The 14,942-nt window shown below is 39.5% G+C and carries 17 protein-coding genes and 1 riboswitch; of the genes, 16 read left to right on the top strand and 1 reads right to left on the bottom strand.

Annotated elements, in window-relative coordinates; all coding sequences use genetic code 11:
- Positions 1-5 precede the first annotated feature (5 nt).
- The 9 genes from fsa (at position 6) to LI951_RS15220 (ending at position 6,222) form a co-directional block, all read left to right on the top strand.
- A complete protein-coding gene (fsa, locus tag LI951_RS01980) occupies positions 6-650 on the top strand; it encodes a fructose-6-phosphate aldolase (RefSeq protein WP_202068484.1) in 645 nt (214 codons plus the stop codon).
- Between the two features lie 27 nt (positions 651-677).
- A complete protein-coding gene (locus LI951_RS01975) occupies positions 678-1,451 on the top strand; it encodes a triose-phosphate isomerase family protein (protein WP_229441101.1) in 774 nt (257 codons plus the stop codon).
- Positions 1,452-1,453: 2 nt separating this feature from the next.
- The gene (gene dhaM, locus LI951_RS01970) at positions 1,454-1,837 is read left to right on the top strand and encodes a dihydroxyacetone kinase phosphoryl donor subunit DhaM (RefSeq protein WP_229441100.1); all 384 of its coding nucleotides are present in this window, start codon (positions 1,454-1,456) and stop codon (positions 1,835-1,837) included.
- A 44-nt stretch (positions 1,838-1,881) separates the two neighbouring features.
- Positions 1,882-2,304: a Lin0368 family putative glycerol transporter subunit gene (locus LI951_RS01965; RefSeq protein WP_202068480.1), complete on the top strand. Its 423-nt coding sequence runs from the start codon at positions 1,882-1,884 to the stop codon at positions 2,302-2,304.
- A 52-nt stretch (positions 2,305-2,356) separates the two neighbouring features.
- Positions 2,357-2,698 carry a Lin0368 family putative glycerol transporter subunit gene (locus LI951_RS01960; protein WP_202068479.1) on the top strand — a complete coding sequence of 114 codons (342 nt, stop codon included), beginning with the start codon at positions 2,357-2,359 and terminating at the stop codon, positions 2,696-2,698.
- Positions 2,699-2,716: 18 nt separating this feature from the next.
- Complete coding sequence (locus tag LI951_RS01955) at positions 2,717-3,709, top strand: dihydroxyacetone kinase subunit DhaK (RefSeq protein WP_229441099.1); 993 nt, start codon at positions 2,717-2,719, stop codon at positions 3,707-3,709.
- Between the two features lie 112 nt (positions 3,710-3,821).
- Complete coding sequence (dhaL, locus tag LI951_RS01950) at positions 3,822-4,466, top strand: dihydroxyacetone kinase subunit DhaL (RefSeq protein WP_229441098.1); 645 nt, start codon at positions 3,822-3,824, stop codon at positions 4,464-4,466.
- A gap of 19 nt (positions 4,467-4,485) precedes the next feature.
- Positions 4,486-5,298, top strand: a complete 813-nt coding sequence (locus tag LI951_RS01945) for a transketolase (RefSeq protein WP_229441097.1) — start codon at positions 4,486-4,488, stop codon at positions 5,296-5,298.
- Entirely contained in the window at positions 5,299-6,222 is a 924-nt protein-coding gene (locus LI951_RS15220) for a transketolase family protein (RefSeq protein ID WP_229441096.1), read from the top strand.
- A 1,199-nt stretch (positions 6,223-7,421) separates the two neighbouring features.
- Here the strand turns inward: LI951_RS15220 and LI951_RS01935 are convergent.
- Positions 7,422-7,901 (bottom strand): hypothetical protein, encoded by a 480-nt coding sequence (locus LI951_RS01935; protein ID WP_229441095.1) that lies wholly within the window; start codon positions 7,899-7,901, stop codon positions 7,422-7,424.
- Positions 7,902-7,981: 80 nt separating this feature from the next.
- Here LI951_RS01935 and LI951_RS01930 point away from each other — a divergent pair, with 80 nt between their 5' ends.
- From LI951_RS01930 to gcvPB, 7 genes are all read left to right on the top strand, one after another.
- A complete protein-coding gene (locus tag LI951_RS01930) occupies positions 7,982-8,518 on the top strand; it encodes a hypothetical protein (protein ID WP_229441094.1) in 537 nt (178 codons plus the stop codon).
- 14 nt (positions 8,519-8,532) lie between these two features.
- The gene (locus tag LI951_RS01925) at positions 8,533-8,811 is read left to right on the top strand and encodes a hypothetical protein (RefSeq protein WP_229441093.1); all 279 of its coding nucleotides are present in this window, start codon (positions 8,533-8,535) and stop codon (positions 8,809-8,811) included.
- 215 nt (positions 8,812-9,026) lie between these two features.
- On the top strand, positions 9,027-9,560 hold the full coding sequence (locus LI951_RS01920; RefSeq protein ID WP_229441092.1) for a hypothetical protein: 534 nt from the start codon (positions 9,027-9,029) through the stop codon (positions 9,558-9,560).
- A gap of 834 nt (positions 9,561-10,394) precedes the next feature.
- Positions 10,395-10,500, top strand: a riboswitch (glycine riboswitch).
- 162 nt (positions 10,501-10,662) lie between these two features.
- The gene (gcvT, locus tag LI951_RS01915; RefSeq protein ID WP_229441091.1) at positions 10,663-11,751 is read left to right on the top strand and encodes a glycine cleavage system aminomethyltransferase GcvT; all 1,089 of its coding nucleotides are present in this window, start codon (positions 10,663-10,665) and stop codon (positions 11,749-11,751) included.
- A 19-nt stretch (positions 11,752-11,770) separates the two neighbouring features.
- On the top strand, positions 11,771-12,145 hold the full coding sequence (gcvH, locus tag LI951_RS01910) for a glycine cleavage system protein GcvH (RefSeq protein WP_202068471.1): 375 nt from the start codon (positions 11,771-11,773) through the stop codon (positions 12,143-12,145).
- A gap of 28 nt (positions 12,146-12,173) precedes the next feature.
- Positions 12,174-13,502 carry an aminomethyl-transferring glycine dehydrogenase subunit GcvPA gene (gene gcvPA, locus LI951_RS01905; RefSeq protein WP_229441090.1) on the top strand — a complete coding sequence of 443 codons (1,329 nt, stop codon included), beginning with the start codon at positions 12,174-12,176 and terminating at the stop codon, positions 13,500-13,502.
- On the top strand, positions 13,499-14,941 hold the full coding sequence (gene gcvPB, locus LI951_RS01900) for an aminomethyl-transferring glycine dehydrogenase subunit GcvPB (RefSeq protein ID WP_229441089.1): 1,443 nt from the start codon (positions 13,499-13,501) through the stop codon (positions 14,939-14,941). Before gcvPA ends, gcvPB begins: the two co-directional genes overlap by 4 nt.
- Position 14,942 lies beyond the last annotated feature (1 nt).

Here is a 14,942-nt window from a genome sequence, read left to right as displayed (position 1 = left end):
ACCCCATGAAGTTCTTTTTAGATACTGCAAATGTTGAAGAGATCAAACGAATCAATACATTAGGACTAGTTGACGGTGTCACAACCAATCCTACGATTATTTCCAAAGAAGGACGTGATTTTAAAGAGGTGATCACCGAAATTTGTGAATTGATTGACGGACCTGTCAGTGCAGAAGTTATCGCACTTGACACAGAGAATATGGTGAAAGAAGCTAGAGAGATCGCGACCTGGGCAGACAATGTTGTGGTTAAAATCCCGATGACTGAAGAGGGGCTGCGTGCTGTAAATATTTTGTCCAGCGAAGGAATCAAGACAAATGTCACATTAATTTTTACTGTTGCCCAAGGCTTGATGGCAGCTAAAGCTGGCGCAGCATATGTTAGCCCCTTTGTCGGACGGCTTGATGATATTGCGACAGACAGCTTGGGATTAATTAGTAATCTAAAGAAAGTACTGACACAATATGGCTATCAAACGGAAATTATTTCTGCAAGCATTCGCAGCTTAAAGCATGTGGAAGAGGTAGCTGAACTAGGTTCAGACATTGCGACTATTCCAGGAACCCTGTTTCCTAAACTCTGGTCTCACCCATTGACCGATGCAGGAATTCAAGCGTTCTTAAAAGATTGGGAGGCGTTTAAAAAATAAATCACAGAGACAAAGGAGGAAAAAATCATGCGAAGACCAGTTGTAGGAATCAGCTTAAAAATGTATCAAAATCAAATAGATGATGCGCGTGATTTCGCTCATGCAATTGTTGAAGAAGTCGGTGAGAAACAAGAAATTGAACAATTTATGTGTCCTGGTATGGGTGTTCTTTATCCTGTTGCAATGATTTTAAAAGACTCAGAAATAGGTTTGGGGGCACAAAATATCTCTTTTGCTCCAAATGGGGCATATACGGGTGAGTTTTCGGTGGAGTCATTAAAGGATATGAGAGGCAGCTATGCTGAAATCGGACATATTGAACGACGGACGCTTTTTTGTGAAAGCGATAACATGATTAATCAAAAAGTTCGTCTTGCTTTAGCTCATGATGTGATACCGGTTTTGTGTATTGGCGAAACAGAAAAAACAGATAATCATCAGGAAGTCAAAGCAATAATTAAAAAGCAGCTTTTTCTTGATTTATTCCAACTGGAAAATAGTCAGGTTGAAAAAGTTATTTTGGCTTATGAACCAGCTTGGGCGGTGGGGAAAACTAGTGCGGCTAGTGCGGCTTATGTGCATCAGATACATTCTTTGATTCGTGAATGCGTGGCAGAATTATTTGATAAAAAAACAGCTGAAAATATTCGAATTATCTATGGTGGTTCTGTTTCACAAGAAAATAGTGAACGAATTGTATCTGATGACAATGTGGATGGTGTCTTTGTGGGCCGCTTTGGTCATCAGCCTAAACAATATGCTTCGATTGTTAAAATAGTGAAAAAAATAAAGGGGGTTTGACAATGATTGGCATCGTTTTAGTTTCTCATAGTCGAAAGATTACTGATGGAACCAAAGAAATGATCGAAGAAATGAGCGGCATCAATGGGTCTGTACGGATCATCTCAGCAGGCGGCACGGGGGACGGACGTCTTGGAACAAATGCAATTATGATTATGGAAGCCATCGAATCTTTGGCGGCTTGTAATCATATTTTAGTTTTCTGCGATATTGGAAGCGCTATACTTAGTTCTGAAACAGCCATTGAATTGATTGAAGACGAGTACTTGATGAGAAAGATAGAATTAATGGATTGTCCTTTAGTGGAGGGAGCGTTTGCGGCTGCTGTACAAGCAACAGTATGCCAGGAAAAAGAAGCAATTCTACAAGAATTATCTCAATTATGATTTTTTAGCAACACTAATTATAAAAAGAAATGAGGAATAAAGACATGAAATTTCTGAGAAGCATAGTTGGTTATATGATTGCTGGAATTATTGTTATGGCAGTTTGGGGAGAACTGGGAAGTTTTGGTATTTTTGGCGGATATTTAGCAGCAGGAATTATTATTGGTCCAATGTGGTTTATGAATCATTATCTTAATTTGACTGGTAATGAAGAGGACGCAGCATTTGTTGACATGGGGCTGGCAATCGCAATTTGCGGTCTTGCTCGAGACACATTTATGCATGGCGGTTCTGCTCTGTCTGCATCAATTCCCACGATTGCATTAGTTGCAGGAGGTGCAGCTTTTGGCGGGCTGGCTGCAGCGGTTTTTGAAAAAAGTATGTCGGTTGAAAAAGCAGCAGAAGAACAAGCACCAGAACCAGGAATGACTGAAAAAGAGTTAAAAAAACTGGCGATTGAAGAGTAAACCGAAACAATCAAAAAAACAGCGGTCAAATGACTGAAGAGGAGGAAATACAGTGACTATTGGTTTAGGAATTGCAACGTTTTGCGGCGGCTTTCTATTTCCCTTTGTGATCAGAATGGCTTGGGGGAAAATGGTTGAAAAATGGGGACCGGTCGGCGGCTGGATGGCAGCACTATTTATCGTTGGTACCATTTGGTGTATCAATCATGGGATTGCAACCCCGATGATCACACAATCCGGTGCTGCGTGGGTCGATCAGGGACTTGCGGCTGGTGTGGGTGTCTGGGTAGCTTCTGCATTGGTTGGAGGGAATATAAAAAAATCATTTCCTAATATAATTGCAGCAGTATCAGGTGGTGTACTTGGCGGGCTTTTATTATCTTTATTCTTATAAAAAAGGAGACTTGAAAAAATGAAACGATTAATTAACGATGGCTATGATGTAGTAGAAGAAATGTTGGCAGGCTATGCAAAAGCAAACAAAAAATACGTTACTTTGGACGCAGAAAATCGGATCGTTGTAAGTAAGCTGATGAGTGAAGAACCTCGGGTACGTGTGATAGTTGGCGGCGGCTCTGGTCATGAACCAATGTTTTTGGGCTATGTCGGTAAAGATTTTGCCGATGCTGCAGTAGTTGGAAATATCAATACGTCTCCTGCTCCAGATGCTTGCTACGAAGCTGTTAAAGCTGTTGACAGCGGCAAAGGGTGTCTTTACGTTTACGGAAATTATGCTGGAGATGTCATGAATTTTGATATGGGTGCTGAAATGGCGATGGAGGAAGAGGGCATTCGTGTAGAAACAGTTACGACAACGGATGATGTCTATTCAGCTAAGGATAAAAAAGATCGGCGAGGTGTAGCCGGCGACTTGCCTGTTTTCAAAGTGGCAGGCAGTGCTGCTGCGAAAGGGTATGATTTAGATCAAGTGAAAGCGGTGACGGAAAGAGCCAATGAAAATACGTATTCATTAGGTGTTGCTTTATCTTCCTCTACTTTACCTGTGACTGGAGAAGCGATTTTCCAAATGGATGAAGGTGATATGGAGATTGGTATGGGCCTTCATGGTGAACCGGGGATTGAAAGACGAAAAATTGAAAAAGCAGATGTGATTATTGATGAGATTATGGCAATCATCTTAGAAGATGCACAATTAAAAGCGGATGATGAGGTCTACGTTTTGGTCAATGGGTTAGGCGCACTGCCTTTATTAGATCAATATATCTGTTATCGTCGTGTGGATCAACTTTTGAATGAGAAAGGAATTGTGATTCATCGGACAGATGTCGGAAACTATGCAACATCAATGGATATGGCAGGTATGTCCGTAACGCTGATGAAATTAGATGATGAGATCAAAGAATTACTTGATGCTCCTTGCGATACCCCTTATTACAAATTATAGATAAATTTGCAAAGCTGCTTTCTTGTTTTCATTTGATTCGCAAGAAAGCAGCGGGTCTAACGAACGCCAAGTTCAAGTAAAAGTGATTTTTAAAACATAATGAGGTGGACTTATGAGTGAACAAGTATTTGATAAACAATTTTTTGCGGATAGTTTAGTAAAAATGGCAGAGCTGACCGAAGCTAATCGTGACTATTGGACAAAACTGGATTCAGATATTGGGGATGGTGATCATGGAATCAACTTAAGCATTGGGTTTCGGGAAGTTTCAGCAAAGCTGGCTGAGAAACTGGCAGAATCGCCTGATACTGCTACATTCTTAAAAAAATCCGGAATGATTTTATTAAGTAAAGTTGGGGGTGCATCCGGTCCATTGTACGGCAGCTTTTTTATAAAAATGGGTAAAGATCATATAGGAAAAGAAACGGTCACTTTTCCAGAGTTTGCGGATATGATAAAAAATGGTGTTGAGGCTATCCAATTTCGGGGAAAGGCTGAGTTGGGTGACAAGACGATGCTGGATGCACTTTTGCCAGGGATAGACTATTTACAAGCACATAAAGAGGATACTGATCATTTGGCAGTAATGGAAAAAATGATTGAAATTATGAGAGAGGGAGCCGAATCGACGATTCCGTTGATTGCCAAAAAAGGACGCGCCATGCGTTTAGGCGAACGTGCGATAGGGCATAAAGATCCCGGTTCAGAATCCTCGTGGATGCTGATGAATGTATTCTTGGAACAAATGAGAAAATGAAGGGATTGGGCATGAAAACATGACGGATTTAAAACAAAAAGCAAATGAACTGCGTAAAGCAGTGATCCAATCATTGACACAGGCAGGCTCAGGGCATCCCGGAGGTTCTCTTTCAGCTATTGATATTTTAACCATTTTGTATTATCAAGAAATGGATATTACATTAAATAATTATGATCAAAATGATCGGGATCATTTTATTCTTTCGAAAGGGCATGCAGCACCTGCTTTATATACTGTATTGGCAGATAAAGGATTTTTCCCAAAAGATGATTTAACTGATTTAAGAAAGTTTGGTTGTCATCTACAAGGTCATCCGGATCGCATCAAAACAAGAGGGGTGGATTCGTCCAGTGGTTCTTTAGGTCAAGGGCTTTCAATTGCTAATGGTTTAGCATTGGCAAAACGTTTGGATAGTATTGAAAAAAACACGTATGTGTTGCTCGGTGATGGGGAATTACAAGAAGGACAAGTCTGGGAAGCAGCAATGACCGCCGCTCATTATAAATTGGATCGAGTGATTGCTTTCATTGATAACAATGGCTTACAGATCGATGGCACCAACGATGAGGTCATGGCTGTCCAGTCAATTGATGAAAAATTTGCTGCGTTTAATTGGCATGTGATTCAAGCTGACGGACATGATTTCACTTCCTTGACTCATGCAATTACTACAGCAAAAAGGTTTACAGACGGGCCGTCGGTTATTGTGTGTCAAACAGTTAAAGGAAAAGGGATCAGCTTTATGGAAAATCAAGTGGGCTGGCACGGCAAAGCACCTTCTCCGACAGAAGCTGAAAAAGCTTTGGCTGAGTTGAAGGAGGTATTTTAAGTGAAAAAAGCCACTAGACAAGCGTATGGTGAAACATTGATAAAGTATAAGGACAAGAAAGAGCTAGTCGTGTTGGATGCGGATTTATCTGCAGCAACAAAAACAGATGGATTTTCAAAAGAAGCACCAGAAAAGTTTTTTAATTTGGGGATTGCAGAAGCAGATATGATTGGGACAGCGGCAGGTTTGGCTTTAGGCGGCAAACGTCCATTTGCCAGCAGTTTTGCAATTTTTGAGGCAGGTCGAGCCTATGAGCAGATTCGTAATGCAGTCGCTTACCAAAAATTAAACGTGACGATTGCTGCAACGCATGCCGGAATTACAGTAGGTGAAGATGGCGGTTCTCATCAGGCAATCGAAGATATTGCATTGATGCGAGTCATACCAGGCATGACAATTATCAATCCGTCTGATGATTTAGAAACCGAAGCAGCGATTGAAGCGATCATGCAACAAGAAGGGCCGGTTTATTTACGATTGGGTCGTTTAGCTGTTGCGCGTATTCATGAACAGAAGAAGCCATTTATCATCGGGCAAGCAGAAATGCTGAGGCAGGGAAATGATGGTACGATTATTGCAACTGGTTTGATGGTACAAGAGAGTCTGGCTGCTGCTGAACAGCTGGCACAACAAGGAATAGAAGTACGAGTGTTGAATTTCTCCACGATCAAGCCGCTGGATGAAGAGCTTGTATTACGAGCAGCGCAAGAAACGCCATGGCTCATCGTTGCTGAAGAACATAGTGTGATTGGCGGTTTAGGCAGTGCCGTTTCCGAATTTTTATCTGAAAATTATCCTACAAAAGTAATCAAAATTGGAATTCAAGACAAGTTTGGTCAATCTGGTGAGCCGGAAGTGTTAAAAGAATTTTACGGACTGACCATAAAAAACATCACTGAAAAAGCAATTCAGGCAGCCAAATAAGAAGAAAAAAAGCAAATGTTCATTATTGACGGCACGAGAAAAAGACAGTAAATCTTACCAGGGTCTATATAACATATAATTGATTTCCGCTGTCTCCATAGAATCTTAATGAATAGGACTGAAACTGTTGATTTGTTAGGGGGGATCAATGGATTTCGGTCCTATCTTATTTAGATAATGTACATTATTTATGTTTATATAATCAGCTGGTTATTATTTTTCAATGGTCTGAAAAATCGGTCGGTTAGGATCAGTTTAAAATACAATGCTAATCCTGCTTAATAGAATTTCAACCATTGTATTAGGGTGTGTCTAAAAACTCAAGCAGCGAATATTTTGATAATTTTTATAGAACGCATCGTCATAAATACTTGCTTATGACCCACATAAGCTGTGTTTTTTTCCTTGATTTTAACAAAAATCACTGAAGAATTCGAATGCCACCGACTTTATAGACACGCCATAACCGATTTAAAACTAAGACATGCTTCTAATCCAAGAAACGTGCGGTTGATATGAGAGCAACTTCAAGGATAGATATGTCACATTCAAAGCTTGTCGTCTACATACAGCTATCTCTTTGTATGATGAGCTAGCTTTATTCAAGGAATATTTATCAAGACTACGCATATAGCATGTCTTGTATGTCCCTAAGACATGCGACGAGCATTTGAAGAGCAGGAATGAATTAGTGCTGATTCATCTATATTGGATTGCTTCCATTCTTGAATAAGACTCATTTCCTGTGGTTTGCTTTATTGCTGGTTTTTCTATAATTAGAAGTACCCTCTAGATCCTTTGATGTGAAGCAAGAGGTTAGCAACCATGTGATAAGTAGTAAGACTGCCAGTATTTTCATTATCTATGAGCACCTGCTTTTTCAAATTTTTCTGATAAGTAACTTTTGGTACTCTTGTTATCCTTATTATGAGTAAAAGATATATAGCTTCTTTGATGAAGTTATTATTGAGTCTTTGAATATAATTTCTGTTGATTTTGTGAAAAACTCCTCGGAAAAAATAAGGGTCAACTTTATTTTTAGAAAAAGCTTTTACCGACTTTTATTATTTTTCCTCAATAAATGGCTTCTGATTGATAACTAATATCCGGCTTAATGGCATTTCAAACAACTTGAAGCAACTAAAAAAGATATGATTCTTTATAGACTGTTATCATAAATTTATTTTTATAGGTATGTATCAATGATTTATAAAATCTTCTAATTTATCAGTTTCAGAATCATACATACTGATTTTTTGACCGATAATTTTGATAAAACTAGGGACAAATTCGATTTCATAAGTGTCTCTAATATCTTGAATATCAGGATCAGTTTCTGTATTTTCTGTATCAATGTAATATATCGTAGGAGTTTGTGAATCTATCAACTTATCCAATTCGGCAACAAAGTTTCTGCAATATGAACAGGTAAGACGACCAAAATATACAAATATTGTTTCTTCACTAGATATTTCAGTCAATTTTTGTGTGAAGTCAAGTGGGGATATTAATGACAACGAGTCTGTGTTTTGTTTATATGCCTCTTTCTGTTCAGAAGTTAATGATAGGCTTGAACTGGTAGTTTCCTGTGTTGGGTTATCATTTGTGATTGAATTGCATCCCACTAAAAATAAAGAAATACAAAAATATGCTATCAATTTAAATGTTTTTTTATACATTTGAACGCCTCCGAATTATAAATAGTTTTAATTTTATTAATTTTATGATAACATAAATTATCAAGTAAGGAGGAATAAGAATGCAAAAAGTTTTAAAAGTATTTTCAGTATTCATTATGTTAGTAACAAGTTTGATTGGTTTGTCACAAGTGACATTTGCAGAGACGTCAGAAGCAGAAACTCTTACACCAAAAGAGCAACAAACGGCAGAAGTGGTTCTCGGAGGTATATCTCGTTATGTTGATAAAAATGGTGATTTTCAGCTGAGAATCAATGATATTGAGAATTTGCAAGTAGAATTAGAATCAATAAATGCGTCTGTTTCTGCAATTGAATTGAAAGAGGCTATTGATCGCTTTAACTACTTGATAGTTGCAGAAGACGGCGAAGGAGCGATTTCTAATCTTGTTGAAGATGTGTCAGAAGTTTTACCTGATCCTAATTCACGATTAAGAGGTAAACTGGTTACATGTAGTAATGTTATGGGAGCTATTGGACTTATTCATGCAGGTTCCTATTCAGCGGCTGCTTATCTTTTAGGAATCACAGGTCCAGCAAGTCTTTTAATTCCACTGATTGTTTCTACAGCATACTATTTAGGAGGTTTATTGTGCTAACAGGAGGTATTAAAATGGTGAACAAACTAGCTCAACATTTTTTTGTTGTTTTTTCTATTTTAAGTGTTATGTTTGTTTTAACAGCATTTAGAGATAGCCATACTATATTAATTCCACTTGTTTTCCTATTGATTGTTGTATGTACGATAGTTGCTAATTTATTTTTTGCTGTTTCATCTTTAAAAAAAAATTTTTTCAAGCATGAAAATAAGGTGTTTAGCGTACTAGCTTTGGTACAAGTTGCTTTTATATTAGCATTATATACAATTTTTGTATATTTAGGCTTAGTATAGCATAGATTGAATAGTAAAAAAGACAAGATTCTTTGAATTTACCCAAAAATGAGCTAAGCCAATCAAAAAGGAGAAGTCTAAAGAACAACCTTGTGGAAAACAAGCGGTTCTTTGGGCTTCTCTTTTGAAATCTGTGGATAAAAAAGCCCAAGTTATGGTAAAGTTAAGTCGACAAAAACAAAAACTTTATAACAAGGAGCTGTCTTTATTTTATCATGAATTCTTCTGAGTTGTATCAATCAAAACGTTTTCTTCTTTCTTTTTCTGAAAAACTTTCCTTAGGTCTCTCAAAAACGAAACAATGCTTTATTCGAGAGTTGCTGTATGGCATAAGTAAAGCCCAAACGGTCATCATTTCTGATATTGCTCGGGCACTGGAAGAATCGTCTCCTTTTCAAACAACCAAAAGGCTTTGTCGAAACGCTTCTTCTTTTTCTCACTTTCGCAGCCTCCAAGATAACTACCTACATTCCCTTAAAAAGCAGTTGACCGATGACAAGCTTCTTTTAGTAGACAGTTCAGATATTACCAAGCCGTATGCTCAACACTTTGAGGCTCTCGGTCACGTACACGACGGGTCTAGCGGACGAATAGAAAAAGGCTATACCATAATCAACTTTTCGATTGCTTCTCCTAAGTCAAAACACCCAATCCCTATCTATTCTCATCGTTGTTCTGCTGCTGAAGACCAATTTGACAGTATGAACGTAGAAACCATGAAAGGGGTGAACCAAATGCCTATTTGGTGATCGTTCCTATACATTCGTAATGGATCGTGGCTATGATTCCAAAGCACTCTACCAAGCCTTTATCTAACAAAGTCAACTATTTGTTACACTCTTGTGTGAGAAACGATCCCTCTACTATCAAAACAAACGATTGAAGGTTCCTGAATTAGCTCAGCGTCGAAAAGGAAAAATCTCCTTTCAAGCAACGATCAAAGGAACCACCCATGACTTAAAAATCAGCCATATTCCTGTTACACTTCCTTGTTTGAAGGGGATAGCTCTAAATAGGGTCATTATTTATGGGGATGGAAAAAAACCAATGAAACTCCTGACAAATAAACCTATTCACTCAAAAAAAGACGTGCTAAGCATTGTTAAATGCTTACTGCACCCGTTGGAAAATCGAGGAATTGTTTCGTGTACAAAAACAAGAAGTTCAACTAGAAAAAATGCGCACTCTTTCACTCAATTCGCTACGACTTGTTTATCGTTTAATCAATTATTTAATCGGCGCCTATTCATTAAAATTGGAAAAGGACACCCTTTTAACTGCACATATTCTCGCATGTTCTAAAGCACATCGGGCGGCGAAGACCGTTGCATTTCACTTGTATCGATTCATTCGTGGGATGGCTCGCTTGTTGGCTTGGGATCATGCAACGCTTAAAGCATTTGCGACGCAGAGACAGACCTCTTTAAACCAGTCTTTTTCTTGTTTTTCAGTTTGAACCTTAAATTTAAATTTTGTTGTGAAATTTGTTCAATTTAGGCAGACTGAAAAAAATAGTTGAATTTTGTATTGTATATTTCACAAAATATTGGTAAGATAAAAATGATAGCGCTTACTAATATTGATTGAGGATTACGGGAGAGAACAGGCGATCTGTCACCGAAGGAATAAGCAGCAAACCTCGCAGGCATTTGCTGTGAAGATCTCAGGTAAAAGGACCGTAATCTGACAAACCTCTGGAGAGCATTATGCACCGAAGGAGCAACCCTTGAAAAAGGAGAATCTCTCAGGTTAATAACAGAGGATAACTGCAAGGATTTTTTTGCTGTTATCCTCTTTTTGTCGCGCTCAAAAAGTTAGACGGCAATAATTAAAAGAAAGTGAGGGTGAAGAATGGAGAAAAAGACGTCATTGTATGAATGCCATGTAGAAGCAGGCGGGAAAATTGTTCCCTTTGCCGGTTATCTTTTACCGGTACAGTATCAGGAAACAGGAGTAATCAAGGAGCATTTGGCTGTAAGAAATGAGGCTGGACTGTTTGATGTTTCACACATGGGGGAAGTTCTTTATGAGGGGAAGGATGCGACAGCGAATATCCAGAAACTTTTGACGAACGACTTTTCGAAAATGCCGATTGGACGGGTGCGGTATAGTCTGATGTGCAATGATCAAGGCGGAGTTTTGGATGACTTGCTGGTTTATAAAATGGGAGAAGAAAAATATCTGCTGGTTGTGAATGCAGGCAATCGTGAGAAGGATATTCAATGGATGCAGGAGCATTTATTTGGAGAAGTATATTTTGAAGATGTCTCAGACAGCTATGGTCAAATTGCCTTGCAGGGCCCTGCATCAAGAGAAATAATTGAGAAATTGACTGAAGCAGCTATGATACCGGAAAAATATTATACATTTACGGATAATGCAGTGGTGGCAGGTGTTTCTTGTATCATTTCGCGAACCGGCTATACAGGCTCTTTCGGATACGAATTATATTGCTCATCAGAAAAGGCGCCGGAACTTTGGCGGGCTTTACTGGCAGCGGGTGAAGAGTTCGGATTGGTTCCCTGTGGTCTAGGGGCAAGGGATACATTGCGGCTGGAAACAGCAATGCCTCTTTATGGACATGAAATGGATGAAACCATCACTCCTTTTGAAACGGGCTTAAACTTTGGTATTAAAATGGGAAAAGATGATTTTATTGGGAAATCAGCACTGGTTGGCAAGGAGGCGCCGTCAGTAACCCGTGTCGGAATTGAATTGACGGGGCGTGGAATTGCAAGAGAGCATGTGGAAGTCTATTTAAAAGACGGGGACAAGATCGGAGAAACAACGTCGGGAACCCATTGTCCTTTTATTGAAAAGGCAGTTGCTATGGCAATTGTTGATAAGGACCATTCAGCTGTTGGTACTGAAATTGAGTTGGCAGTCAGGAATAGGCGAATTCCAGCAAAAATAGTAAAAATGCCGTTTTATTCGGTTTAATTTGAGAGGAGAAAATGTAATGAGCGAAGTAAAATTTACAAAATCACATGAGTGGGTAAAGCTAGAAGGGGATACAGCGAAGGTGGGTATTTCTGATTATGCACAGGAAGAATTAGGCGATATTGTGTATATTGATCTTCCTGATATAGATGATGAAGTATCAACAGGAGAAGGATTTGCAGATATCGAATCGGTAAAGACAGCATCAGAGCTTTATTCACCAATCAGCGGAACGGTGTCGGCAGTTAATGAAGAGCTTGAAGACAGCCCAGAGCTTATCAACTCAGCCCCATATGATTCTTGGATTATGGAAGTGAAGGATTTGGGTGAGACAGCAGAACTGATGACAAAAGAAGAGTACGAAGTATTCGTTCAAAAAGAATCAGAGAAGTAATAAGCAAAAATTTTGAGGAGGTTGTCAGATGGGCAATTATTTGGGAACGACCGAAAAAGAACAGCAGGAAATGTTAAAACTGTTGGGACTGAATACGCTGGATAAGCTGTTTGAAGAAATACCTGACAAAGTGAAGATTAGTGAACTTAATCTTCCAAAGGGCGGTTCTGAGCGTGAGGTTAAAAGGAAGATGCAGGAACTTGCAGAAAAAAATAAAGTGTTTTCGACAATATTCCGTGGTGCGGGTGCTTACAGACATTATATTCCAGCTATTGTAAATCAGATAGCAGCTAAGGAGGAATTTGTTACTGCATATACACCTTATCAGGCAGAGATTAGTCAGGGGCTGCTGCAGTCAATTTTTGAATATCAGACAATGATTTGTGAACTGACTGGAATGGACGCAACGAATGCCTCTGTATATGATGGTGCAACAGCTGCTGCCGAGGCAATTAATATGTGCATAGAAAAGAAACGTAAAAAAGCATTGATTGCAGCAACTGTTCACCCAATGACACTATCAACGATTAAAACCTACTATGATTCGAGAGGAATCGAAATTGTTGTCATTCCGGAAAAAGACGGTCAAGTCGATTTGAATAAGCTTGAAGAATTGATGGATGAAACTGCAGCATGTGTGCTGGTTCAACAGCCGAATTATTTTGGAAACCTTGAAAAGGTAGAAGAAATCATTCGTGTTACGAAGGAATACAAAGCCAAGGCAGTTGTAGCTGTGAATCCGCTGTCGATGGCAGTATTGAAGACACCGGGAGAAATGGGTGCAGATATTGCTGTAGGCGAAGCACAGCCTTTGGGACTGCCATTGAATTTTGGCGGAGCCTATATTGGTTTTATTGCGACAACCAATAAGATGATGCGCCGTCTTCCAGGGAGGATTGTCGGTGAAACTGCAGATGTTAAAGGCAAACGCTCCTTTGTTCTGACGCTGCAGGCTCGAGAACAGCATATTCGCAGAGAAAAAGCGGCATCCAATATTTGTTCCAATGTGGCCCACTGTGCGCTGACTGTTTCAATTTATTTAAGTGCAGTTGGACCTGAAGGGTTGAAAAAAGCAGCAATGCAGTGCTATGACAAAGCTCATTATATGGCCGACAAACTCTCTGCTCTTTCAGAAGTTGAACTGGTAAATGATACTGATTTTTTTCACGAATTTGTAATAAAGATCCCGGTAGAGGATGAAAAGCTGCTGCAACGATTGGAAGAAAGAGGAATACTTGGCGGGTTGCCGACAGAAAGAGGTCTCCTGTGGTGTGTGACTGAAATGAATACCAAAGAAGAAATCGATGAGGTCGTTTCAATAGTAAATGAACTCATTAGAGAGGAGGCTGCAATATGAAGCTGATATTTGAACGTTCGATTGAGGGATATGAAACTGACTGGATCGGTCAAAGTGAAGTTCCTCCATGTGAACTGCCGGAAGAGTTGAGTCGCACAAAGAAACTGAATTTGCCGACAGTTTCTCAAAATGAATTGAGCCGCCATTATACAGAACTTGCAAATGCGACCTTTGGTGTGAATGATGGCTTCTATCCTCTGGGCTCATGTACGATGAAATATAATCCTAAAATCAATGATGAAGTTGCCAATTTTTCCGGATTTAGAGATATCCATCCGCTGCAGCCGGTTGACTCTATCCAAGGTTGTCTGGAAACTTATGTATTGGCAGAAAAATGGTTTTCAGAAATCAATGGAATGGATGGGTTTACCTTCCAGCCGGGTGCAGGGGCACATGGTGAGTTGACAGCACTCTTAATGATGAAAGCATACCACAAGAAAAACGGCGACAGCCACAGAAATAAGATCATTATTCCGGACTCAGCGCATGGTACAAATCCGGCAAGTGCAGCAATGGCTGGGTTTGAGATTGTAAATGTTGTTTCAGATGAATACGGCTGTGTTGATTTGGCAGCGCTTAAGAATGCTGTGGGAGAGGATACTGCAGGCTTGATGCTGACGAATCCAAATACAATCGGTATTTTTGATAAAAATATTCTGGAAATTACTGAAATAATTCATCAGGCAGGTGGTTTAAATTATTATGATGGTGCCAATTTAAATGCCATTATGGGTGTGGTGCGACCTGGTGATATGGGCTTTGATGTTGTCCATTTGAACATTCATAAGACATTCTCTACGCCTCATGGCGGGGGCGGACCAGGACTGGGACCGGTTGGTTGTAAGGACCTGCTGAAAGAATTTTTGCCTGATTTTTATCCGGTTGAAACAAAGGAAGGGGTTGAATTTTCAACTCCTGCAAATTCTATTGGGACTGTAAAAGGATTCTATGGTCATTTTTCTATTTTAACACGTGCCTTAACTTATGTACTGTTCCTTGGTTCTGAGGGAATCTCATCTGCTTCAAAAACAGCTGTTTTACATGCAAATTATCTGTTGAATGGATTGAAGGATAAATTTGAGGTTCCGTATGGTGAACGATGCATGCATGAATTTGTTTTGAGTCTGGACAAGCTGAAGAAAGAAACTGGTGTATCGGCACTAGATATGGCAAAAGGACTCCTTGATCATCGGATGCATCCGCCAACCATGTATTTCCCTCTGATTGTTCCCGAGGCGCTGATGCTGGAGCCGACGGAAACAGAATCTAAAAAGACAATGGATGAGGCACTGCAGATTTATCGAGATTTGCATGAGCTGGCTTATAGGGATGGCGAGAGTTTCCATGATTTCCCGAAGACGACCATTATTGGTCGAGTAGATGAAGTAACTGCCGCACGCAGCCCGAAAATTCGTTATGAATTTTCTGAGGAGGTTTAGT

Source organism: Enterococcus sp. BWT-B8, from assembly GCF_020567625.1.
Classification (GTDB): domain Bacteria; phylum Bacillota; class Bacilli; order Lactobacillales; family Enterococcaceae; genus Enterococcus_L.
Note: the sequence above shows the minus strand (reverse complement) of the source record. Positions and strands in the feature narration are given on the sequence as shown.

Excerpts from the sequence above, each read along its gene's own strand:
- fsa (WP_202068484.1), top strand. The coding sequence starts at position 6 with ATGAAGTTCTTTTTAGATACTGCAAATGTTGAAGAGATCAAACGAATC.
- LI951_RS01975 (WP_229441101.1), top strand. The coding sequence starts at position 678 with ATGCGAAGACCAGTTGTAGGAATCAGCTTAAAAATGTATCAAAATCAA.
- dhaM (WP_229441100.1), top strand. The coding sequence starts at position 1,454 with ATGATTGGCATCGTTTTAGTTTCTCATAGTCGAAAGATTACTGATGGA.
- LI951_RS01965 (WP_202068480.1), top strand. The coding sequence starts at position 1,882 with ATGAAATTTCTGAGAAGCATAGTTGGTTATATGATTGCTGGAATTATT.
- LI951_RS01955 (WP_229441099.1), top strand. The coding sequence starts at position 2,717 with ATGAAACGATTAATTAACGATGGCTATGATGTAGTAGAAGAAATGTTG.
- dhaL (WP_229441098.1), top strand. The coding sequence starts at position 3,822 with ATGAGTGAACAAGTATTTGATAAACAATTTTTTGCGGATAGTTTAGTA.
- LI951_RS01945 (WP_229441097.1), top strand. The coding sequence starts at position 4,486 with ATGACGGATTTAAAACAAAAAGCAAATGAACTGCGTAAAGCAGTGATC.
- LI951_RS01935 (WP_229441095.1), bottom strand. The coding sequence starts at position 7,901 with ATGTATAAAAAAACATTTAAATTGATAGCATATTTTTGTATTTCTTTA.
- LI951_RS01930 (WP_229441094.1), top strand. The coding sequence starts at position 7,982 with ATGCAAAAAGTTTTAAAAGTATTTTCAGTATTCATTATGTTAGTAACA.
- LI951_RS01925 (WP_229441093.1), top strand. The coding sequence starts at position 8,533 with ATGGTGAACAAACTAGCTCAACATTTTTTTGTTGTTTTTTCTATTTTA.
- LI951_RS01920 (WP_229441092.1), top strand. The coding sequence starts at position 9,027 with ATGAATTCTTCTGAGTTGTATCAATCAAAACGTTTTCTTCTTTCTTTT.
- gcvT (WP_229441091.1), top strand. The coding sequence starts at position 10,663 with ATGGAGAAAAAGACGTCATTGTATGAATGCCATGTAGAAGCAGGCGGG.
- gcvH (WP_202068471.1), top strand. The coding sequence starts at position 11,771 with ATGAGCGAAGTAAAATTTACAAAATCACATGAGTGGGTAAAGCTAGAA.
- gcvPA (WP_229441090.1), top strand. The coding sequence starts at position 12,174 with ATGGGCAATTATTTGGGAACGACCGAAAAAGAACAGCAGGAAATGTTA.
- gcvPB (WP_229441089.1), top strand. The coding sequence starts at position 13,499 with ATGAAGCTGATATTTGAACGTTCGATTGAGGGATATGAAACTGACTGG.